Raw genomic sequence first — 21,908 nt, forward strand, 5'->3', positions numbered from 1 at the left:
GTCAGCCCATCCAGTTATCAATTTTTTTCAGCACGGCTTCAAAGCCGGTCAGCTCTTGCCCGGGCTTTTCCGGATCACTACCGCTCTCACCGGCAACGCCTTGCCCGGGCGCCGACTGACTGGCCACGCTGTTACCGGTGCGACAACCTTCTACCCGCTCGGGGTTGCTCAGCTTTTCGGTCAGCGTGAACTGGATCAGCCAAGCCTGCAGCGTGTCGTGTTCCCGGGAGCTAACCCCGTCGCTGAATTGCACCTGGCGCATGCCGAACGCGGCGGCCGTGTCGTGAACGATGCGATAGGTTTTGAGTTGGCCACCGCTCTCTGTTGCCTCGGCCAGGCGCATCAGCGTGCGCAACCAGTCCGCATCGGCATGCCGGATAAGCCCGGAAAAGGTCAGGGTTTTGGGCTTGAAGCCGGTGTGGGCCGTGTCGCTGTTACTGGTCTGGCCCGACATATCCCCGCTTTCAATGCGCAGGTTTGCCGTGGCTTTCATGTTTTTGCAACGCACTTGTTCGCCATCGAGTAGCAGCGTCATAGGCCGATCATCTCCTGTACAAAGCTCAGCCCTTTGCGCGATCCCACCAGCACCATGCCAGCGCAGATCCCCCATTCGTGGCCCGGGGCTTGGCCATCCAGTAGTTGGGCGCTCAGCTCGGCGCCGTTCCCCGGGCCGATGAGGCGGCATTGCATGGTGGTTTCAGCGTCGTTCCCGGTCAGCAGCTGCTGCAGCTCGGCCAGCTTGCGGTCGTGGGCTTGGGCCTGAGTGGCCTTGCGTGCAGCCAGTGCCGCCAAATCGGCCATGGGTGAACTGTCTGCGGCGTAGCCTTCCAGCGCGGCCAACTGGCTGGACAGCGCCTGGCTTGCGGCTTTGGTCACGGTGCAGCGCTCCAGGGGCATCTGCCCCCAGCGCGGCAATGCACCGGCAGACGGCAATTCCCACTTTTCCGCCTCCAGCTTGCACAGCTGTTGGGCACGGCGCTGGGCGCGCTCCAGATCCGGGAACGGCAGCAAGGCGTTGAAACGCGCCAGGGTGGCGGCGAACTGGTCGTACCGCGTGCCCAGGAACAGGATCACCAGGGCGTATTGCTGGCCGGTGGGCAGCCCGGTGTCGTGGCTGTCTTTGAGTTTGGCGCTCAGCAGCTGCAGCAGGTTCGGCGCGGCCAGCGCACGCAGTAAGCCGGTGCCCTGATGAGCGCAGACCATGGCTTGATGTTGTGCCGATGATCTCGCTCCTGGATGAGAAGACGAACTGCCGCAAGCCCTACCCACTTTCTTGGGAAGAGCAGTCGATCTTGTTCGCAGAACTGCCGCCACACCTGCAGACCATAGCCATGTTCAAGGTCAATACGGGGTGTCGGGAGCAGGAGGTTTGCAAGCTTCAATGGGATTGGGAAATCGCGGTACCGGAGCTGGATACCACGGTGTTTTTGATTCCTGCCGGGTTCGGCGGACGAAGCGCAAGGTCTGGCGTAAAGAACCGGGACGAGCGCCTGGTGATTCTCAACACGGTGGCCAAGTCGGTCATTGAGAAGCAGCGAGGCCAGCACAAGCTGTACGTCTTCCCTTTCGGCAAGCCAGACGGCGACGGGGACGAAACGATGGTTCACCGCATGAATGACTCAGCCTGGAAGAAGGCCAGGGTCAGGGCGGCGAAGAAATGGCAGGAGAAGTATTTGCGGCCGGCACATGATGGCTTTGCCAGAATCCGCATTCACGACCTGAAGCACACCTTTGGGAGAAGGCTGCGTGCAGCAGGCGTGACTGAGGAAGATCGCAAAGCATTGCTCGGCCATAAGAATGGCAGCATCACCAGTCACTACTCGGCGGCAGAGCTGGACCAACTGATTGAGGCTGCAAACAAGGTTTCAGTAACCGACTCACGCGCACCAGCGCTGACGATCCTGAAGAGGAGGCAGGGATAGCAAAAACCCAAGGTCACTCGAAAAGTCACTAGGGTAGAAATGAAAAAGCCACCCATAAGGTGGCTAAGTCATTGAATAATATGGTCGGGACGGAGTGATTCGAACACTCGACCCCTAGCACCCCATGTTCGATCTCAAAAAATCATAAGCCATTGAAAAAAAAAGGGAAAATTAATTTTTTATTGATACAAAAATCAAGTATTAACCATGCGTTAGCAAACAGTGAACCGTGGCCTGCAGGGTAGGTTTTGCGCAAATTTTAGCGGGCCGTCAGGCTAGAAATAGCCCAATCACAGCTGCCCCCTGAGTAATGAGTTAGGAAGCTTGATTCGACGGTCCTTTCAACGCCGGAAACTTATCTGAATCCCGACAGAAGGAAATGCCAACTAGGATTGCGTGTTATATATGTTCCATTGCGATCCTTCTCAACCGCCGCAACCGCCTGTCCGTTGCTAAAGAGGGTTTGGACTCGACAATTTGATTAAGCAAACTATCAAACTGATGAGGAGGTATAGAATGATCTGCCAGTATTTTGTCCAACAACACAAGCATCGCATCGGGATACTGAGTAACCATGGAGCTATCTGGCTCTCTTCTAAAGCGATAAAAAAGCGTATCGCATCTTTTTACTGTAGTTAGAAATGGAAGAATCAACTTAACCACACTTGGAAAACTCTGAGGCACCTTTTCAGCCAAATAAAGAAAACTATTTGTCGTTGCATGACTTAGATAACGCAACTCTCTTGGCCACACTTCAACAAGAAAAATCTTGCCATACTTTTGCCACGCACTCCTCGAGGTAATTAATATCGGCAGATACCTTAAAGCTTCAGCTCTCCCAGCATCATCAGTGTTTTGTAAAGCCCGCCTAACCTCTTCAAAACTTAGATATCGGTCATCTTTAATTCCATAGCGGAATGCTAAAATAAGATGCTGATGCAAAATACGCGATAACCCGCGCTCCCATTGCCAGCTTTGGGGTCGGTCAAATAAATTAATAAAGCCAGCTTTAAGTTCAACGAACAATTCAGGCCGAAAATGAGTGGTATTAATAAGCCTCCCCTTCCATGCGGCCTCAGCTATCTCATTAGCACCATGAAATAGGGGTAAAATATTTTCCTTAACCCACACAGGTTCAAACCAAAACAACCAGTCTAACCTTATTGCAATCTTATTTATAGCATAAATAAAATACGTCGACTTTATGGAAAGTAGTAGTTCCAACCTAGTTTTAAACTCAGCAGGCAGACCATCTTCAGGCTTAGGATTTTGCCGAGTGTATGTAGTGGTCTAATGAAACCGGACACCCTTTTAGGCGAGAATGCTCGCCAGATCGAGGTGTCAGATGACCAAACAACGCCGTACCTTTTCCGCTGAATTCAAACGCGAGGCTGCCGACCTCGTGCTCAAGCAAAACTACAGCTTCATCGAAGCCAGTCGTTCACTGAGTGTTGGTGAGTCGGCGCTGCGCCGCTGGGTCGACCAGCTTCAGCAAGAGCGCACCGGCGTCACGCCCCAGAGCAAGGCCCTGACACCAGAGCAGCAAAAAATCCAGGAGTTGGAAGCTCGGATTGCTCGCCTCGAGCGCGAGAAATCAATATTAAAAAAGGCTACCGCGCTCTTGATGTCGGAAGATCTCGAGCGTACGCGCTGATCAATCAGCTAAGCGTCCATGAGCCTGTTGACTGCTTGTGCGAGGCGTTTGAGGTCGCTCGTTCGGGGTACTACGCGCATCGTCTAAGGCGGCGAACACCAGATGTTGAGCGGCTCAGGCTGCGTAGCCGAGTGAGCGAGTTGTTCACCCAGGGCCGAAGTGCTCCCGGCAGTCGAAGCATCACGTTGATGATGCAAGAAGAAGGTGAGCAAATTGGACGGTTTAAGGTACGCAGGCTGATGCGTGAGCTGGAGTTGGTCAGCAAGCAGCCAGGATCACACGCCTATAAAAAGGCCACAGTCGAGCGGCCGGATATCCCAAATATATTGAACCGAGAATTTGATGTCGAAGCGCCCAACCAGGTCTGGTGCGGCGACATCACCTACATCTGGGCACAGGGGAAATGGCACTACCTTGCGGTTGTCATGGATCTTTACGCTCGCCGAGTGGTGGGCTGGGCGTTATCAGAAAAGCCGGATGCAGACTTGGTGATCAAGGCGTTGGATGTGGCTTACGAGCAGCGTGGCAAGCCGCAAGGCCTGCTATTTCACTCAGACCAGGGATCCCAATATGGCAGCCGCAACTTTCGCCAGCGGCTGTGGCGTTATCGCATGCGTCAGAGTATGAGCCGCCGAGGAAACTGCTGGGATAATGCGCCGATGGAGCGGGTTTTTCGCAGCTTGAAAACAGAGTGGATACCAACCACTGGCTACATGACCGGCCACCAGGCTCAGAGAGATATTAGCCAGTACCTGATGCATCACTACAACTGGATCCGACCTCATCAATTTAACGATGGATTGGCCCCAGCGAAAACGGAAGAAAAACTCAAAACCGTGTCCGGGATGAGTTGACCACTACAGTATACTTCGAAGAGAGCTTCTGTCATTTTTCCTAGAGGCGAGCTACTAGCACTATCACGCAAAGGAGTTGAATTGAAAAGTAATTTTCCTCCTCTATGTATAGAAACAATTGAGCTTTTTAATGCTTCATCCCCAATAACTTGGAAACGAACCATGGTTTCATCCCAAAAAAACAAAGCAAAATCAGGAAGCGAGTCATAAATAATTAAAAAATTATCGAGCATCCACTGCGAATATGCATATGAAAGCTTAGCAATGCTATCCATAGGAAGGAGCATTAATCGCCTGGCAACCTGGATGGTCAAGCGCAGAGATGTCTTGGGCCAGTCTGTCAATAATTGCAGCCAAAGGCTTATAGGGTAGACTTCTTTTTTGGAATCAAGGACTAAACTTTTTAATGCTCTAAGAGGAGCCACTTTGATCAAACCAGAAAAAGGTCGCTCCTCAACAAAAATAGAGAAATCACGCTCTATTTTCAACTGAGCAATGGTTGTAATTTCATTCATTGAGCACGTAATAAGGCTATTAGCGTTATTATCTATCGTGACCCATCCTGATTTACCTATACTTTTTCTGAACGCTCCGCTTTCTATCCTTGTGCTGCCCTTATCGCTTCGCCGAAAAGCCTCAAGTAACTCAAGGGATTTCTTTGATAAGACCGCACCTTGCTGGTCAAGACCACCAAGTAGCTCCACAATAGAAAATATACGATAGCGCTCACTTTTCCTTATAGAATTTTCATGCCCAGCTGGAGGACCGCTAATTATTAGCTGCTCAATTTCCAACCTTTGCAACTCTGAAAAACCACTCCAATTGACTACCAATAACTCAAGTATTTTTCGCCTATAAGACTCACTCCAAAACTCTTCACTGCTTGCTTTATGTACATTCAAGAAAACCTCATCAGAGCTAAACAAGCCTGGACAAAGCAATGCAAATATTTTAAGCAACGAAAACAATAAAGGTTCATCTTCAGGCCAACTATCGTATTCTTTTTTTGCTTTTTCCGGACAGACCAACGCCAACCGCGCAAACAGCTTAGAGTAATACTTTACAAAGTCGTTAGCAGCTTCGTCTAGGTGAGTGAACTCATCGCAAAATATGTCTACTGCTGGAAAATAAGGTAGATCAGGAGCAAGCTGCACCATTTTAATTATGGCATTTCGCCAAACAAATAAAACTTCAGCTAGAATTTTATCTGGCACATCAACTTCGTCCTCGCGCAAAGAAATCAAGGCCAACTCAACTTCTGTCACGACGAGTTCACCCTCTGCAATCTGGCGGGGCTGTGCAAAACGACGTTTAATCGTTAATTGCGGCTGAATAACCCGCTCCAAATACCGCAGTATCAAAGAGTTCCATCCGAGCTTACTTATTTTACCTCTGAGCTTGTACCATTGAACATCCATATCCAAATTCAATTTTAAATTGTATTCATTAATTAATATACACCAATGACGAACCACTTGATCAGGTAGCTGATCAGCAACTTCCCATAATTTATACTCAAGAACATTTAGTAAGTGAGCATTCAACCCTGTTTTTCCGGCAGCCCACCAAAGCACCCAAGGATCATCCAGATTTTTAGTCAGCCAAGCAGCAAGAAACTTCATTCGTGCAGGAAGACTTCCTGTAATATCACTAATTAACCCCTGCCCTTGTTTAGCTTTGCCGCCCCCATCACTCGGCAGCAAAGAAAGAAAGTCAACGCCATAATATTGGGACTCCTTACTATCAAGATTGATTAATGGGTCGCTTTCCAATCCGTAGCATTCTTGGGGGTTATATTCATAACTAAGCGACTCCTCAAAAATCCTGACAGTTTCAGGCTTCCCATTTCTTACATACGGATCAAAAACGCAAAGCCATTCCGCGCTTGGTGTCGGCACGGAGTTATAGAAAGATTCAGCTCCTGAAGCCGAGCTAACAAGGTGTGCTACTTGCTCCCGCTGAAAAGCTGAGAGGGTTCGAGGATTTTTAGCTGCCAATTCAATCGCATTTGCTTTCCAAACATCTGGCCTCTCCGAGAAGTCAGCCCAAGCGCCTAGAGAGCCCCAAAGATCATCAAACTGATTAAATGCTATTCCGTTAACACCCTTATGGCGCCAATTCTGGTCCACACGCTCTTGGGCTCCACGATCAAATGCGTAGATAGATCCTGCAACACTTCCGTTTTTTGAGTGCATTCCTTCAAGTAAATATCTCACCGGAGGATCTTCGGCACTATAACCAAGAAGAACTATCACATATTGCTGTGCAAGCTCCTTAATAAAGCGATTTGCCCAACCGTCAGCAAGATACGCTCGACCAAAATCAGCACTGCTAATAATCAGCCCAGACTTATTTACCGAGTTGCTTTTCCCATTCAGGCGACCATGTAGATAGATAACTCCCTCTGGGGGTAGTCCAGATGTAAGATCTGGCAATGCTGGCTGGACATGTGTTCGAACACCTTTCTGAGCCTGTTCAAATAGCAAATCAAAATTCGTTGTAACAATTTGCGGCTTATGATTTGCATTCTTAGATAATCGCAAAATCACTTTATGGTTATCTGTTAATGAACTTTTTGTAGCCCTAAGCGCCGAACTTACTTCCTGCTCAACAGCCAGCTGCCCGTATTCTTGCTGGAGCAAATAAAATGCCTGATCGAAAGAAAATGGTAGCGCGTAGTCCTTTGGGCACTCTTTGCTACACGCAGTTTCAATCATACTTCTATATGCGGATATAGGGTTCTCGGATAGTCTAGGCACACCCAGACTTCTCATTACATCCAGCGTTAATTTCAAAAAGCTGGGAAACCCAGCAGGAATAGATACTCCAGCCCCACAAAAAAAGACCACTCGCCCTTCTTCACGAGCTGAAATCAGCGACTCTGGAATATTTGGGCCATTTTCAAAAAAACGCATGCTCGTCAGTTCCTCTGAAGAGTGGATGTGATTGAAGAGTATCCTTTAAAAGCTCTTAAGCCTGCTGCTCCCGGCCTGAAGCTGTCGTTAAAACATGCTCAGAATCTAAGTGCAACCCAGTTAGCTCATGGCAGACTCAAGTAAAACGCTATGCAATGTAGGGCTCCCTCTCAGAAAAAAAGATCAGGCTCTTCTTCGCAAGATTCTTTCTTGCGATCATATGTAATTGCAGCTTCATTAATTGTCAGAGCCGGCCCAAGATAAAGCTGTATCATACTCATCCTGAGTATTTTGAACTCAAAGGAAGCGAGATCAACTTCAAGCTCTTCCGTGAAACATTTTTCATAAGTTTTTGCGTCATATCCTTTAAACTCTATTCCCAAGGACTTGAGCGCCTTAAAAACTTTAACTACACCAGATATAAAAACAGGCATGATATCTAGATAAACTTGTTTTCCTGGATACCGCTCAGCCTGAGCCTCTGCCAATACCTTTTTAAATCCAAGACCTTCTTCAATGAGATTGAATCGCTTTTGGATATCAGATTTTTTACCGAGCCCCAGAAGTTCTAGCGAATTCTTGCTGGGGTCTAGGCGCGAATATATATCTTCCAGTTTTACGAAATGATGCATGCGTGATCTTTCGCCACTTGCGGATTTATGACCCACCAGCAAAAATGCCGCACCCTCTAAATGTTCAGGGGCTTCGCAGAGCCACAATTCAGGAAGCAAACTGGAAAACAACGAGTGATCTCGATGATGCAAGGCATTACGCAAAGCAATCAGTAAAGATGTATCAGGTTGTGCAAAGTAATCGAACTCATTACGAGAGACATCGTATAACGTGTGAAAAGCTTCTAACGTCGCTTCCCATGCTCTATCCAAATTTTCGATGGCTTCTTCTTTGTCAATCGCCACCAATGCCTTGTAACGAAGATGTTCCTCTCCGTATATACGCATCGTATTGGCAAGTCGACTGACTGCCCTCTGTACAATTTCCTTTTCCATAAGTCATCCCAGGAGTTATTTATGAGCTTATTACGTTAGTACCGTAGAATCGTAACTGTAATGCAATGGCTTCGCCATAACCCTATACAACCAAAAGGTGAAGCCTACACTAGTTACGTGCCTTCAACGAATGGATATTCCTGGTCGAAGTCAGGCTGCCCGAACACCACCATATCAATCTGAACCCTACCTACTAGACACCTGCCAAAGCTGCTGCAGCTGAGTTGTATAGCTCTGACTTATCATCTCCCGCCTCATACCCCAATCAGGATTGCTCGGCACACTTGCGGCACGTAGCGTCCCCCTTCCCCAGCGACCATTGATTTCATCAAGTACAGCCATCACGCGGGATGCTTCTGCGGGCTGGTTAACTGCAAACAGATCGTCCGAAAATTCACCAGGCTGCCGAAGGTCCAGCAGCAAGACCTCTGCCTTGCTGTACTTAAATCCGGGCTGAAATACATGATCGAGAGCATCCACTGCAGCCCTTGTGAGCAGCCGTACATCGTCAGTGGGGTAAGGAAGCGTTACCACTACTCCCTTGGCGTATTTGGCCTCATCAGGATTGAACATACCGGTGCGTATACTGACCCGAACCTTTTTGCAGTATGACTTCTGGGCGCGCAGCTTTTCCGAGGCGCGCATCATGTAGGTGGCCACCGCCTCTTTTATGGGTGCAAGTTCAGTCAGTCGTTTGCCGAACATGCGGCTGCAACAGATTTCCTGCTTTGGCGGATCCGGCTCGTCCAGTTCAAGACAAGGCGTTCCGGCCAGCTCGCGAGCAGTCTTCTCAATAACGATGCTGAATTTCTTACGCAGCGTCCACGGGTCAGCCTTGGCCAGGTCCATGGCAGTACGAATACCCATTGCTTCAAGGTGAGCGGTCATTTTCCGCCCTACTCCCCACACCTCAGACACGTCTGTATTGCGCAGCACCCAGTCGCGTTCGAAGTCCCCGCAAAGGTTTACGACCCCGCCGGTTTGGGCCTGCAATCGCTTCGCTGTATGGTTGGCGAGCTTGGCCAGGGTTTTGGTATGAGCGATCCCTACACCGACAGGGATACCAGTGCATTGAAATATGCGGCTGCGCATTTTCCGGCCCATGGATGAAACATCAGCTATGCCGGTCAGGTCAGCGAACGACTCATCAATGCTGTAGACCTCCACCGCCGGGACCATCGCTTCGATCAAGCTCATGACCCGCTCGCTCATGTCGCCATACAGCGCATAGTTCGATGAGAAGGCCACAATGCCCAACTTCTCCAGGCGATGCTTTATCTGGAAGTACGGCTCCCCCATTTTCACGTGGGGCTTGGCGTCATAGCTGCGAGCAATCACGCAACCGTCATTGTTGCTCAGTACCACGATGGGCACTTTGGCCAGATCAGGACGAAACACACGCTCACAGCTGGCATAGAAGCTGTTGCAATCGATGAGCGCGAAAACTGGATCTGGCTTAATTGCCATGGCTGCGCACTGTGTAAGTGATCACGCCCCAAATGGAAAGATCGTCGCCTTCCAACACGTGCCGGTCGGGGTATTTCGAGTTTTCAGACTGAAGAATGACGCTCTTTTCTCGCAAGCAAAGACGTTTGCAGATCGGATCGTTATTGAGCAGCGCGACAACCACATCGCCGTGGACTGGTTCAAGTGAGCGGTCGACAACGGCCACATCCCCGGAATAGATCCCGGCGCCCTGCATGCTATCGCCATCAATAGATACCAGGTAAACGTTCGGAGCTCGGATATTCAGCAGTTGGTCTAACGAGATTTCCTTCTCGAGATGGTCTGCAGCTGGCGACGGAAATCCGGCTGGGACCTTGAAAGAACCAAGAGGCAGGCGAATGCCTCCTTCAGCAATTGGACCCAGAGAAGTGAAGCTCATGACGCACGCCTTAAGTTGACTGTATGTACATACAGTTAGCTGCGGCGCGTGATTTTGGTCAATTTGTCTGTAAGGATTTTCGACGAGAGGAACATCCCGAGCACTTGGAGCTACGCTCTGCGAAGGTTCTCTTTGCGAGAGGTCACCACCATGTGCGGACGATTTGTACAGCATCAGGGCATTTCTGATTATCTGGAGGTGTTGGCACCTGACCGGATCGTCGTGAGCGGGTACGACAATCAGCCCATAGGTCGTTACAACGTCGCTCCTGGCACGCGCGTCAGTATTCTTCACAGCGTAGGATTCGTTTCAAGGTGACTGACGAGCTGCAGACCTCATAACCCGCTGCCAGGACAATATCGCTTCCCCATTCCTGATTCATCGCAAGCCGCAACGACTGCTGCAGAAACAGGCGCAGACTAAAGAGCACTGGACGAAGGTTGAGGATCGCTTTCTAACGCGCTCTTTTAAAGAGGCGCGGGAACTTGCTGGCTGTTATGCGGAATGGAAAGAAGAGGAGATGCCGGGCTTTCACGAAGTGCGGGCGCTGTCGCTGCACCTGTACAAAAGAGCCGGTAAAGATGGCCAGGCTATCGCGGGCCATGCCAGCGAGACCATGACCAAGAACTACCAGAAAGACCACGCCGATGTGATCTGGTCGGATGCGATTCCAGACCTGAATATCAGTGAAATCACCGGATAGTTTTGCGCCCATATTGCGCCAGTTTTGCGCAGGCCAGAAACGAGAAAGGGGATCAAGCACCTAAATACTTGATCCCCTTACAGAATATGGTCGGGACGGAGTGATTCGAACACTCGACCCCTAGCACCCCATGCTAGTGCGCTACCGGACTGCGCTACGCCCCGACTAGGCGTTACAACTTGATGGAACGTCGAGGAATATACCTTAAGCTTTTGAAATACGAAAGTATTTTAAAGCCAGATTTATTTACGAAGAACCTGCAGAACGTCCTCCAGTTCGGAGATCGTCTGGCGGATCAATTGTTTGTATTGGGTGGTGTCATCTTTGGCCTCATCCCCGGAAAGTCGCAGCCGCGCGCCTCCGATGGTGAACCCTTGATCATAAAGCAGTGCACGAATTTGCCGGATCATCAGCACATCCTGTCGCTGATAATACCGGCGGTTTCCGCGACGTTTGACAGGGTTGAGTTGAGGAAACTCTTGCTCCCAGTAGCGCAGCACGTGCGGCTTGACCGCACATAGCTCGCTGACTTCGCCTATGGCGAAGTAGCGTTTGCCCGGAATCGGCGGGAGCTCGTCGTTATGACTTGGTTCCAGCATAAGCCTCTACTCGGGCCTTCAACTTCTGCCCTGGACGAAAGGTGACCACACGGCGAGCCGTGATCGGGATTTCTTCTCCCGTTTTCGGATTGCGGCCAGGCCGCTGTCGCTTGTCACGCAGATCAAAGTTGCCAAAACCTGACAATTTGACCTGTTCATTGTCTTCAAGAGCGTGCCTGATTTCTTCGAAAAACAGCTCGACCAATTCTTTGGCTTCGCGTTTATTCAGGCCCAGCTCTTCATAAAGACGTTCCGCCATTTCAGCTTTCGTCAGAGCCCCCATACGTCACTTCCTTAACGTGGCGTTCAACCTTTTTTCGAGCGAGGTGAGGATGTTTTGTGTCGTGGTGTTCACCTCATCGTCATTAAGAGTGCGCGATGGATGCTGCCAGGTCAAGCCAACTGCAAGGCTTTTTCTATGAGGATCAATGCCTTTACCCTGGTAGACGTCAAATAACCTGAGGTCTGTGAGCCATTCACCTGCATTTTCACGTATTACTTCCAGTACTGCACTGGCAGCAACATCACGATCAGCCAGCAGCGCCAAGTCACGACGCACTTCAGGAAAGCGCGACAACTCCTGGAATTTAGGCATTTTGCCCAACGCTACTTCAGCCAGCACCAGCTCAAAAACGAATACTGGACGATCAAGACCCAGATTTTTTGACAGCTCAGGGTGGATGGCACCGATATAGCCAACTTCGCGACCATCACGTTCGATACGTGCAGTCTGCCCCGGGTGCAATGCCGGGTGCTTGCCCGCTACGAAGGTGAACGAGTCCAGAGCACCCGCGAAACCCAACACGGCTTCTACATCCGCTTTGACATCGAAGAAGTCAACTACGTCGCGCCCTTGCGCCCAACCCTCAGGAAGACGGCTGCCACAAACCACACCCGACAGCATCGGCTCTTGCTTGAGACCTTCCAGCTGACCGACAAAGCGCAGGCCGCTTTCAAACAAGCGAACGCGATCTTGCTGACGATTCAGGTTGTGCTGCAACGATTTGACCAGGCCCGGCCACAAAGAGGCACGCATAGCAGCCATGTCGTTCGAAATAGGGTTGGCCAACAACAGAGGCTCAACACCCGGGCTGAACAGCTCGAACTGTTTCGGATCAATAAAGCTATAAGTGATCGCTTCCTGATAACCACGAGCTACCAGCAAACGACGCAATTCAGGCAAATCGCTACGTGCTTCAGCCTTGGCCTGCGGAGCCAGGCGGGCTTGCGGATAACGCACTGGCAGACGGTTGTAACCGTAAAGACGAGCCAGTTCTTCGATCAGATCAACTTCAAGGCTGATATCGAAGCGATGGCTAGGCACCTCTACACGCCACTGCCCTGCACCATCAGCCGAAATTGTCAGCCCCAAACCACTGAGCAGACGCTCGACTTCAGCGGAGTCCATTTCCATACCCAGCATCTGGCTGATACGCGCAGCACGCAAGGTAATCGGCGCGATTGACGGCAGATACTGTTCGTTAACGGTCTCAATGATCGGACCGGCTTCACCGCCAGTGATTTCCAGCAGCAGGCCAGTAGCGCGCTCCATGGCTTCACGGGCCAGTTTCCAGTCCACACCACGCTCATAGCGATGCGAAGCGTCAGTGTGCAGACCATAAGAGCGGGCCTTGCCAGCCACAGCAATCTGGTCGAAGAAAGCACTTTCGAGAAACACATCCCGGGTCGAAGCAGAAACGCCGCTGTGCTCGCCGCCCATCACACCGGCAATGGCCAGCGCACGGGTATGGTCAGCAATCACCAGCGTATCGCTACGCAAAGTGACTTCCTGCCCATCAAGCAATACCAGCTTCTCACCCTCTTCAGCCATGCGCACACGAATGCCACCGTTGATCTCGGCGAGATCAAAAGCGTGCAACGGCTGGCCCAGTTCAAGCATCACGTAGTTGGTGATGTCGACTGCGGCATCGATGCTACGCACATCAGCGCGACGCAGACGCTCAACCATCCATAGCGGAGCAGGCTTCGACAGGTCGACATTGCGAATCACACGCCCCAGGTAACGAGGGCACGCTGCAGGTGCAAGCACTTCTACAGAGCGCACTTCGTCATGCACTGGCGCAACGGTCGCCACTACCGGACGTGTAACCGGGGCCGCATACAACGCACCTACTTCACGGGCCAGACCAGCCAGGGACAAGCAGTCACCCCGGTTAGGGGTCAGGTCGACCTCAATGCTGGCATCTTCGAGATCCAGATAAACGCGAATATCTTCGCCTACCGGTGCATCTGCCGGCAGTTCCATCAAGCCATCATTGCCTTCACCCACTTGCAACTCTGCTTGCGAGCAGAGCATGCCGTTGGACTCAACGCCACGCAGCTTGGCTTTTTTGATTTTGAAGTCGCCTGGCAGTTCGGCACCGATCATGGCGAACGGGATCTTCAGACCCGGGCGCACGTTTGGCGCACCGCATACGACCTGAAAAGTCTCCGAGCCATTGCTGACCTGGCAAACACGCAGCTTGTCAGCATCCGGGTGCTGCTCTGTGCTGAGCACCTCACCGACCACAACGCCACTGAATACACCGGCGGCCGGCGTAACGCTATCGACCTCAAGACCGGCCATCGACAGACGAGCAACCAGCTCATCGCGACCTACCTGCGGGTTAACCCAACCACGCAGCCATTGTTCACTGAATTTCATCCTGCTCTCCTAAGAATTCGTTACGACTAGCGAAATTGCGCGAGGAACCGCAAGTCGTTGTCGAAGAACAGACGCAAGTCGTTCACGCCGTAACGCAGCATGGCCAGACGCTCTACACCCATGCCGAAGGCAAAGCCAGAGAACTCTTCCGGGTCAATCCCGGACATACGCAGCACGTTCGGATGAACCATGCCGCAGCCCATAACTTCCAGCCAGCCAGTCTGTTTGCAGACCCGGCAACCTTTGCCGCTGCACATCACGCATTCCATATCCACTTCCGCGGATGGCTCAGTGAACGGGAAGTACGACGGACGGAAACGGACGGCCAGTTCTTTTTCGAAGAACACTCGCAGAAACTCTTCAATAGTTCCTTTAAGGTCGGCGAAATTGATATCGCGATCTACCAGCAGGCCTTCTACCTGATGGAACATCGGCGAGTGGGTGATATCGGAGTCGCTGCGGTACACACGGCCTGGGCAGACAATGCGGATCGGCGGCTGCTGCGATTCCATGGTGCGGACCTGTACCGGTGAGGTATGGGTGCGCAACAGCATGTTCGCATTGAAATAGAAAGTGTCATGCATCGAACGCGCCGGGTGATGGCCCGGGATGTTGAGCGCCTCGAAGTTGTGATAGTCGTCTTCAACCTCTGGGCCTTCGGCAATGCCATAGCCAATGTGGGTGAAGAACTGCTCGATACGCTCCAGAGTCCGGGTAACCGGATGCAGACCGCCGGAGGTCTGACCACGGCCAGGCAGGGTCACATCAATGGATTCGGCAGACAGTTTGGCGACCAGTTCGGCCTCTTCAAACAGTGCCTTGCGCGCATTGAGAACCTCTGTGACACGCTCCTTGGCAACGTTGATCAGGGCGCCGACCTGCGGCCGCTCTTCAGCCGGCAAATTCCCCAGGGTCTTCATCACCTGAGTCAATTCACCTTTTTTACCAAGGTATAGAACCCGGATTTGCTCCAGGGCATTGATATCTTCAGCGCTTTGCACAGCCTCTAGTGCTTGAGAGACCAGCGCATCCAGGTTTTCCATGTACAGACTCCAGATACAAAATAGGGGAAGAGCTTGAAGGCTCTTCCCCTATTTAAGACGTTTAGCACCTGGGCTCACATAGGTGAGCCCAGGTAACTGTCGGGGGTACTTAAGCCAAGGTGGCTTTAGCTTTCTCGACAATCGCAGCAAACGCCGCTTTTTCGTTCACTGCCAGATCAGACAGAACCTTACGGTCGATCTCGATGGAAGCTTTTTTCAGGCCGGCGATGAAACGGCTGTAGGACAGACCGTTGATACGTGCACCAGCGTTGATACGAGCGATCCACAGAGCGCGGAACTGACGTTTTTTCTGACGACGGTCACGGTAGGCGTATTGGCCTGCCTTGATTACCGCTTGCTTGGCAACACGGAATACGCGTGAGCGTGCGCCGTAGTAGCCTTTAGCCAGTTTCAGAATTTTTTTGTGACGTTTACGGGCGACAACGCCACGCTTTACACGAGCCATGAGTTACTTCCTCTATTCTTGACCGAAATTAGCAAAGGCGCAGCATGCGCTTCACTTTTGCCACGTCAGACGGATGCAGCAAGCTGCTACCGCGCAATTGACGCTTACGCTTAGTCGACATTTTGGTCAGGATGTGGCTCTTGAAAGCGTGCTTGTGCTTGATGCCGTTAGCAGTTTTCAGAAACCGCTTAGCAGCACCACTCTTAGTTTTCATCTTTGGCATGTTCGGTACTCCGCATTCAGTTGATAAACATAATCAAAAGGCCTGCCGTGCCCTAGTGATTACTTCTTCTTTTTCGGGGCGATGACCATAATCAGCTGGCGTCCTTCCATCTTAGGATGCTGTTCGACGGTCCCGTATTCAAGCAGGTCACCTTCAACCCGCTTCAACAGTTCCATACCCAGCTCCTGGTGGGCCATCTCACGACCACGGAATCTCAACGATACCTTGGCCCTGTCCCCATCACTCAGGAAACGTACCAGGTTGCGCAGTTTTACCTGGTAATCCCCTTCCTCCGTCCCTGGACGAAACTTGATTTCTTTAACCTGGATCTGTTTCTGGTTTTTCTTTGCAGCGGCAACCTGTTTCTTCTTTTCGAAGATAGATTTGCCGTAGTCCATCAGCTTACAAACTGGGGGTACTGCATCAGCGGAAATTTCCACCAAATCCAGTTTGGCCTCTTCAGCTTTAAGAAGCGCGTCTTCAATTGACACAATCCCAAGCTGCTCGCCTTCAGCCCCAATTAACCGAACCTCGCGTGCCGAGATATTCTCGTTGATCGGGGCCTTCGGTGCAGCTCGTTTATCTTGTCTCATTTCACGCTTAATAATAATTACTCCGAATCATGGCGACCACGCCGGGAAACCGCTTGTGCGAGGAATTCAGCGAATTGCGCGACGGGCATCGAGCCCAGGTCAGCACCTTCACGTGTACGCACAGCGACAGTCTGCATCTCGACTTCCCTATCTCCAATAACCAAGAGGTAAGGAACCTTGAGCAAAGTATGCTCACGGATTTTAAAGCCGATCTTTTCATTTCTCAAGTCAGACTTGGCACGAAATCCGCTCTGATTGAGAGTTTTTTCAACTTCGAGGGCAAAATCTGCCTGTTTATCAGTGATATTCAGGATCACTGCCTGGGTTGGCGCAAGCCACGCAGGGAAGGCACCTTCGTAATGCTCGATCAAAATACCGACAAAGCGCTCGAACGATCCAAGGATCGCGCGGTGCAGCATAACAGGATGCTTACGACTGTTGTCTTCGGACACATATTCTGCGCCAAGACGGATCGGCAGGTTGAAATCGAGCTGTAAGGTACCACATTGCCAGACACGACCCAGACAATCTTTCAGAGAAAATTCGATCTTGGGACCGTAGAAAGCACCTTCACCCGGCTGCAAATCGTACGCCAGGCCAGCACTGTCAAGGGCTGAAGCCAAGGCGCTTTCAGCGCGATCCCACAACTCATCAGAACCAACGCGCTTTTCAGGACGGGTCGAAAGCTTGAGTTCAATGTCCTTGAAACCGAAATCTGCATACACATCGAGTGTCAGCTTGATGAACGCTGCCGACTCGGCCTGCATCTGCTCTTCAGTACAGAAAATGTGTGCGTCGTCCTGAGTAAACGCACGAACACGCATGATGCCATGCAGTGCGCCCGATGGCTCATTACGGTGGCATGCGCCAAATTCGGCCAGACGCAGCGGCAATTCACGGTAGCTTTTCAGCCCCTGATTGAATACCTGCACGTGACAAGGACAGTTCATCGGCTTGATCGCGTAATCGCGGTTTTCCGACTCGGTGGTGAACATGTTTTCAGCGTAGTTAGCCCAGTGACCGGACTTTTCCCACAAGCTGCGATCAACTACCTGAGGAGTTTTAATCTCCAGATAGCCGTTTTCGCGCTGAATCTTGCGCATGTACTGCTCAAGTACCTGGTAAAGCGTCCAGCCATTCGGGTGCCAGAACACCATCCCCGGCGCTTCTTCCTGGGTGTGGAACAACCCCAGGCGCTTGCCGATTTTACGGTGATCACGCTTTTCAGCTTCTTCAATACGCAGGACATAGGCTGCGAGCTGCTTCTTGTCAGCCCATGCAGTGCCATAGATACGCTGCAATTGCTCGTTTTTGGCATCGCCGCGCCAGTAGGCACCGGACAGCTTGGTGAGCTTGAACGACTTCAAGAAGCGCGTATTCGGAACGTGAGGTCCGCGGCACATGTCGACGTATTCTTCATGGAAGTACAGACCCATGGCCTGCTCGTTCGGCATGTCTTCAATCAGGCGCAGCTTGTAGTCTTCACCACGCTGGGCAAAAAGCTCGATCACTTCAGCACGCGGCGTCACTTTCTTGATGACGTCGTAGTCTTTTTCGATCAATTGCTGCATACGCGCTTCAATAGCGGCCATGTCATCCGGAGTAAACGGACGCTCATAGGCGATATCGTAATAAAAACCTTCGTCGATAACAGGTCCGATTACCATTTTGGCTGTCGGATACAGCTGCTTGACTGCATGCCCCACCAAGTGAGCGCAAGAGTGACGAATGATCTCCAGCCCCTCTTCATCCTTGGGAGTGATGATTTGCAAGGTGGCGTCATTTTCGATCACATCACAGGCATCAACCAGCTTGCCGTCGACTTTGCCGGCTACGGTGGCCTTGGCCAGGCCTGCGCCAATCGAAGCAGCTACTTCGGCTACAGATACTGGATGATCAAATGTACGTTGACTGCCGTCGGGAAGAGTAATAGTTGGCATGGCGCCTCCTCTCCTAGTGGTGACCCCTACCAAAGGTCACGTGGGTTGGGATGAGCCAGTACGCGATTCGGAGGTATGCCTGCCTCACAGTGGCAGGAGCCTTGCGGCCAACCGTAAACCGAACCAGAGTGACTGGAGTTCAAATAAAATAGGTTAATGGCTCTGCTTCGCGGCTCGGGAGCACACAACAACAGAAAAACGCCAAGGGCGGCATGCTAGCACAGAAGAATGAACGCCGCCCTCTCCACCGCTGTTCACTGAAAGCAATAAGGCGGTTTTTGCAAAATGGTGAACTTGAGCTGCACTATCCCCTCAGATACTCAGTGAAACAAATACAGCTTTAACGCCTATAAGGAGAATCACATGCGCTTGACTCACCTGCTTGCCCTCGTTGCACCACTGGCATTCCTCTTACCCCTCAGTGCCCAGGCCGATAATTGGCCCGCCGGTGCAAAAGAGGCATACATGAAGGATTGCACTGCAGCAGCCAGCCAAAGTGTCGATCAGAAAACCGCCCAGCAACATTGCGCATGCGGTGCAGAAAAAATTTCCGAGAAGTTTTCGACTGCCGAGATCAAAGAGTTGATGAGCAAGACAAAAATGCCGAGCGTAGAGCTGCGGACCAAGGCTCTGGATGCTATTCAGGCCTGCCGGGCAACAAAATAGAGCCTGTTCAGGGGCTGATTTAAGCCTTGAGCAGAGCAAAAACGACCATAAAACGTCTTTTTGCTAAAAAAAATGCATCCTTTACTGCTTTTTTTCGAAGCTGCTTTAGCCATGAAACCCCCATAAAACGGGGACTTAAGGCATTTCAAGCGCCAGACAAATGCTAACAATGATGCAAACTGCCACTCAGGGGGGCTCCCAAACCGCACATTTCGACTATGATAGCTCGGTGTGCCCAGTTGGCCTGAGCAGCACAGTACTACTGAAAATATAAGTTTCTTGGAGATACACCATGTCTAATCGCCAAACCGGCACCGTAAAATGGTTCAACGATGAAAAAGGCTTCGGCTTCATCACTCCTCAAGGTGGCGGTGACGACCTGTTCGTACACTTCAAAGCTATCGAAAGCGACGGTTTCAAAAGCCTGAAAGAAGGCCAGACTGTTTCCTTCGTGGCTGAGAAAGGCCAAAAGGGTATGCAAGCTGCGCAGGTTCGTCCGGAGTAAATCTCCTTCGAACAAAAAAACCCCGTCCATGTGACGGGGTTTTTTATGCCTGCTCCAACGCTAAACGGGCTTAACCGCAGTTGACGCGGGTAATGATCGCGTTGTCATCTGCATTAAGATTCAAGCGGTCAGAGCGGTACTCAAGCGTCATGATGTCGTGTGGCAACAAGATCCGTGCATTCTGCGCGCCGGCCTTGACACGAGCCTGCTCCAGCAGCCCTGGCGACGCTTTCTGGCCGATCACAAATGCAGCTGCCTTAGCATCGCAACGACCACTGTTCGCCTCGGCGACAGGCTCTTTTGCTGTGCCTGGCGTGCTACAGCCAGACAGCGCTACAACCGCCAACAACGAACCCAATGTCACTAGCTTCCAAGACATGAAGCCTCCTTAAGATAAATAGTCGAAACCTTTGCGACAGTAATTCCGCAGATAGGTTGCACAGAGTCTCACGGTAAAAAACATTAACCGCAGGGCACAAGATATTGCCCGAGCGAAAAACAAGTGCACAGACCTAATAGTGACGGAATGTGTACACCCGCTAGTAAACATCAATGTAATCAAAAGGGGGGCGCGGCCAGTTGTCCTTCAGGGCGTTGTGGATCTGCATCACCCAGACCTCATCGCTTGCAGCTATCTTCCCGACATACCCCGATCCCGCGGCCCAGGTTTCAAGCCTGAAAAGTAGCTCGTCGATATCTGTGCCACCTACGACACTTGACGAAATATAGGCAATGCCTGCCTTAGTCACGCGTAACTGAGTATGTACATCGTCACTGGCCGAGGCCAACAACCTGCGGACCGCATCAACCGTCAGCGCCTCAGGGTCGTTCAAATCAATTTGCATGTGCAGGTTCCGCCCTCAAAATCCCGAGTGTGGCACGCACACCGATCACATGCGAAAGTTGAAGCGCCAAAAGCTGCGGATCATGCTTAACTTTGAGCCCCAGATAGCATCAGCATGGCTTTTTGCTAAAATCGCGTTTCCCACCCCCCTCTTGAGATACCCATGACAACAGTCACCATCGATGCAGACATCAAAGCCAAATGGCCTCAAGGACAGTGTTCCTATAGCCCTGGAAGCCCGGAAGAGCTGGCCATCATCGGTATCGACCTGTTAGTTAAAGAGCTCGGCACCGAGTCGGCCAAAGCCTTTGTCAGCCAAATTTTCGAAAAGTACAAAGACCCCGACTTTACGAAAGTGACATAAGCCGACACAGGCTCAAGTCAGTTCAGCCGCCCCAGGCGCGCGGTCAGCAAATCAAAAAAGCCTTGGGCGTCGCCGTTCTCAACCCAAAAAGCGTTTTTTGGCTGTTTTAACGTGTCATACCAGTCTGCAATTGTTTGACCGAAGGTTGGGCCTTCGCGGGTATCGACGACCAAATTAACCTCTCGCCCGGAAAACAGCTCGGGCTTGAGCAGATAGGCAATCACACTGGCATCGTGTACCGGACCTCCTGGCAGTCCGTAATGCGCCATATCGTTCTTCACGTACTCATTCAAAATATCGCCAACCAATTTGCCGGCCGTATTGCCCAGCGAAGCAATTTGTTTCAGGCGTTGGTCGCTGGTCAGGATCTTGTGCGTCACATCAAGCGGGACATAAACCAGCTTGACGCCACTTTTCAGCACCACGTCTGCAGCATGGGGATCGGCGTAGATATTGAACTCGGCTACAGGAGTGATATTGCCGCCGTTGAAATGAGCACCGCCCATGACCACGACCTCCTTGATGCCCTTGGTGATATCAGGCGCCTGAATCAAGGCCAGCGCCAGGTTGGTTTGTGGCCCGAGCATGGCAATAGTGACACTGCCAGGCCTGGCTGCGCGTAACGTATCGATCAGGTAGTTGACTGCATTGGCCTGCTCAAGCCCTTTCGCAGGCTCGTGCACCTGAACACCCGTAACACCTTCCTGACCATGAATGTTCTCGGCGTAGATAGGTGTGCGCACCAGGGGTTTTGGAGCCCCGGCATAGACGGGAACCTCTTCACGACCAGCCCACTCCCGGGCAAGACGTGCATTGCGCGAAGTTTTGTCCAGGCGAACGTTACCCGCCACAGTGGTAATCCCCAGCACATTGAGCTGCTCGGGCGAGGCCAGCGCCAACAGCAATGCAACGACGTCATCAGCTCCGGGGTCGGTGTCGATGATCAGATCAATTTTGTCGGCAGCTTGAACACTAGAAATACTGAGAACGGACAAAAACAAGACACTCCTGATCAGATGATGAAAAATTTGCATAAAACGCGACATGACTAACTCCTTGT

General features: G+C 51.4%; 22 protein-coding genes, 1 tRNA gene and 2 pseudogenes. 6 read left to right on the plus strand and 19 right to left on the minus strand.

The features are described from left to right. Position 1: 1 nt before the first annotated feature. A complete protein-coding gene (locus JQ848_RS14200) occupies positions 2 to 535 on the minus strand; it encodes a baseplate complex protein (protein ID WP_202210870.1) in 534 nt (177 codons plus the stop codon). Then, a complete protein-coding gene (locus JQ848_RS14205; protein WP_202210871.1) occupies positions 532 to 1,203 on the minus strand; it encodes a hypothetical protein in 672 nt (223 codons plus the stop codon). The genes JQ848_RS14200 and JQ848_RS14205 overlap by 4 nt, the downstream gene beginning before the upstream one ends. On the opposite strand from JQ848_RS14205, the pseudogene JQ848_RS14210 reads away from it, so the two are divergent. Beyond that, positions 1,188 to 1,922 (plus strand): annotated as a pseudogene (locus tag JQ848_RS14210) (tyrosine-type recombinase/integrase); the annotation flags it as partial. The gene JQ848_RS14205 and the pseudogene JQ848_RS14210 sit on opposite strands and share 16 nt — an antisense overlap. A 399-nt stretch (positions 1,923 to 2,321) precedes the next feature. Here JQ848_RS14210 and JQ848_RS14215 read toward each other — a convergent pair. Further along, positions 2,322 to 3,071, minus strand: a complete 750-nt coding sequence (locus JQ848_RS14215; RefSeq protein WP_202210872.1) for a hypothetical protein — start codon at positions 3,069 to 3,071, stop codon at positions 2,322 to 2,324. A 196-nt stretch (positions 3,072 to 3,267) separates the two neighbouring features. Here JQ848_RS14215 and JQ848_RS14220 point away from each other — a divergent pair. Then, a protein-coding gene (locus JQ848_RS14220; protein ID WP_095019831.1) for an IS3 family transposase occupies positions 3,268 to 4,430 on the plus strand; the annotation gives its coding sequence in 2 pieces (ribosomal slippage) (positions 3,268 to 3,523 and positions 3,523 to 4,430; 1,164 coding nt in all). Here the strand turns inward: JQ848_RS14220 and JQ848_RS14225 are convergent. The 4 genes from JQ848_RS14225 to JQ848_RS14240 all read right to left on the minus strand — a co-directional run bounded on the left by JQ848_RS14225 (position 4,361) and on the right by JQ848_RS14240 (position 10,237). Beyond that, the gene (locus JQ848_RS14225; RefSeq protein WP_202210873.1) at positions 4,361 to 7,345 is read right to left on the minus strand and encodes an SIR2 family protein; all 2,985 of its coding nucleotides are present in this window, start codon (positions 7,343 to 7,345) and stop codon (positions 4,361 to 4,363) included. The genes JQ848_RS14220 and JQ848_RS14225 overlap by 70 nt on opposite strands. Positions 7,346 to 7,515: 170 nt before the next feature. Continuing rightward, positions 7,516 to 8,352 carry a hypothetical protein gene (locus JQ848_RS14230; RefSeq protein ID WP_202210874.1) on the minus strand — a complete coding sequence of 279 codons (837 nt, stop codon included), beginning with the start codon at positions 8,350 to 8,352 and terminating at the stop codon, positions 7,516 to 7,518. Positions 8,353 to 8,538: 186 nt separating this feature from the next. Beyond that, positions 8,539 to 9,819, minus strand: coding sequence for a translesion error-prone DNA polymerase V subunit UmuC (gene umuC / locus JQ848_RS14235; protein ID WP_202210875.1), 1,281 nt, complete (start codon positions 9,817 to 9,819; stop codon positions 8,539 to 8,541). After that, positions 9,809 to 10,237 (minus strand): LexA family protein, encoded by a 429-nt coding sequence (locus tag JQ848_RS14240; protein WP_010657081.1) that lies wholly within the window; start codon positions 10,235 to 10,237, stop codon positions 9,809 to 9,811. The genes umuC and JQ848_RS14240 overlap by 11 nt, the downstream gene beginning before the upstream one ends. Before the next feature lie 302 nt (positions 10,238 to 10,539). Here JQ848_RS14240 and JQ848_RS14245 point away from each other — a divergent pair. Then, positions 10,540 to 10,940: pseudogene (locus JQ848_RS14245) on the plus strand (site-specific integrase); the annotation flags it as partial. 87 nt (positions 10,941 to 11,027) lie between these two features. Here the strand turns inward: JQ848_RS14245 and JQ848_RS14250 are convergent. From JQ848_RS14250 to thrS, 9 genes are all read right to left on the minus strand, one after another. Continuing rightward, positions 11,028 to 11,104, minus strand: a tRNA-Pro gene (locus tag JQ848_RS14250). A 78-nt stretch (positions 11,105 to 11,182) separates the two neighbouring features. After that, entirely contained in the window at positions 11,183 to 11,539 is a 357-nt protein-coding gene (locus JQ848_RS14255; protein WP_003442193.1) for a MerR family transcriptional regulator, read from the minus strand. After that, on the minus strand, positions 11,520 to 11,822 hold the full coding sequence (gene ihfA, locus JQ848_RS14260; protein ID WP_002553164.1) for an integration host factor subunit alpha: 303 nt from the start codon (positions 11,820 to 11,822) through the stop codon (positions 11,520 to 11,522). The genes JQ848_RS14255 and ihfA overlap by 20 nt, the downstream gene beginning before the upstream one ends. Before the next feature lie 3 nt (positions 11,823 to 11,825). Beyond that, positions 11,826 to 14,204 (minus strand): phenylalanine--tRNA ligase subunit beta, encoded by a 2,379-nt coding sequence (pheT, locus tag JQ848_RS14265; protein WP_003442190.1) that lies wholly within the window; start codon positions 14,202 to 14,204, stop codon positions 11,826 to 11,828. A 26-nt stretch (positions 14,205 to 14,230) separates the two neighbouring features. Next, positions 14,231 to 15,247, minus strand: coding sequence for a phenylalanine--tRNA ligase subunit alpha (pheS, locus tag JQ848_RS14270; protein WP_003442187.1), 1,017 nt, complete (start codon positions 15,245 to 15,247; stop codon positions 14,231 to 14,233). A 109-nt stretch (positions 15,248 to 15,356) separates the two neighbouring features. Continuing rightward, positions 15,357 to 15,713 (minus strand): 50S ribosomal protein L20, encoded by a 357-nt coding sequence (gene rplT / locus JQ848_RS14275; protein WP_003442184.1) that lies wholly within the window; start codon positions 15,711 to 15,713, stop codon positions 15,357 to 15,359. Positions 15,714 to 15,741: 28 nt separating this feature from the next. Continuing rightward, positions 15,742 to 15,936: a 50S ribosomal protein L35 gene (gene rpmI / locus JQ848_RS14280; RefSeq protein WP_003442181.1), complete on the minus strand. Its 195-nt coding sequence runs from the start codon at positions 15,934 to 15,936 to the stop codon at positions 15,742 to 15,744. Between the two features lie 59 nt (positions 15,937 to 15,995). Beyond that, entirely contained in the window at positions 15,996 to 16,547 is a 552-nt protein-coding gene (gene infC / locus JQ848_RS14285) for a translation initiation factor IF-3 (RefSeq protein WP_171970586.1), read from the minus strand. Further along, a complete protein-coding gene (gene thrS / locus JQ848_RS14290; RefSeq protein ID WP_010656382.1) occupies positions 16,547 to 18,469 on the minus strand; it encodes a threonine--tRNA ligase in 1,923 nt (640 codons plus the stop codon). The genes infC and thrS overlap by 1 nt, the downstream gene beginning before the upstream one ends. Before the next feature lie 363 nt (positions 18,470 to 18,832). On the opposite strand from thrS, the gene JQ848_RS14295 reads away from it, so the two are divergent. Both JQ848_RS14295 and JQ848_RS14300 read left to right on the plus strand, forming a co-directional pair. Further along, positions 18,833 to 19,135 carry a hypothetical protein gene (locus JQ848_RS14295; protein WP_003442172.1) on the plus strand — a complete coding sequence of 101 codons (303 nt, stop codon included), beginning with the start codon at positions 18,833 to 18,835 and terminating at the stop codon, positions 19,133 to 19,135. A 292-nt stretch (positions 19,136 to 19,427) separates the two neighbouring features. After that, a complete protein-coding gene (locus tag JQ848_RS14300) occupies positions 19,428 to 19,640 on the plus strand; it encodes a cold-shock protein (protein ID WP_003179963.1) in 213 nt (70 codons plus the stop codon). A gap of 70 nt (positions 19,641 to 19,710) precedes the next feature. On the opposite strand, the gene JQ848_RS14305 is transcribed toward JQ848_RS14300, so the two are convergent. Both JQ848_RS14305 and JQ848_RS14310 read right to left on the minus strand, forming a co-directional pair. Next, positions 19,711 to 20,019, minus strand: a complete 309-nt coding sequence (locus JQ848_RS14305) for an I78 family peptidase inhibitor (RefSeq protein WP_003442169.1) — start codon at positions 20,017 to 20,019, stop codon at positions 19,711 to 19,713. A 160-nt stretch (positions 20,020 to 20,179) separates the two neighbouring features. Continuing rightward, positions 20,180 to 20,485: a hypothetical protein gene (locus JQ848_RS14310; protein WP_003442167.1), complete on the minus strand. Its 306-nt coding sequence runs from the start codon at positions 20,483 to 20,485 to the stop codon at positions 20,180 to 20,182. A gap of 162 nt (positions 20,486 to 20,647) precedes the next feature. On the opposite strand from JQ848_RS14310, the gene JQ848_RS14315 reads away from it, so the two are divergent. Then, positions 20,648 to 20,848 (plus strand): hypothetical protein, encoded by a 201-nt coding sequence (locus tag JQ848_RS14315; RefSeq protein WP_003442163.1) that lies wholly within the window; start codon positions 20,648 to 20,650, stop codon positions 20,846 to 20,848. A gap of 17 nt (positions 20,849 to 20,865) precedes the next feature. On the opposite strand, the gene JQ848_RS14320 is transcribed toward JQ848_RS14315, so the two are convergent. Further along, the gene (locus tag JQ848_RS14320; RefSeq protein WP_202210876.1) at positions 20,866 to 21,894 is read right to left on the minus strand and encodes a nucleoside hydrolase; all 1,029 of its coding nucleotides are present in this window, start codon (positions 21,892 to 21,894) and stop codon (positions 20,866 to 20,868) included. Positions 21,895 to 21,908 lie beyond the last annotated feature (14 nt).

Source organism: Pseudomonas paraversuta, from assembly GCF_904067025.1.
Taxonomy (GTDB): domain Bacteria; phylum Pseudomonadota; class Gammaproteobacteria; order Pseudomonadales; family Pseudomonadaceae; genus Aquipseudomonas; species Aquipseudomonas paraversuta.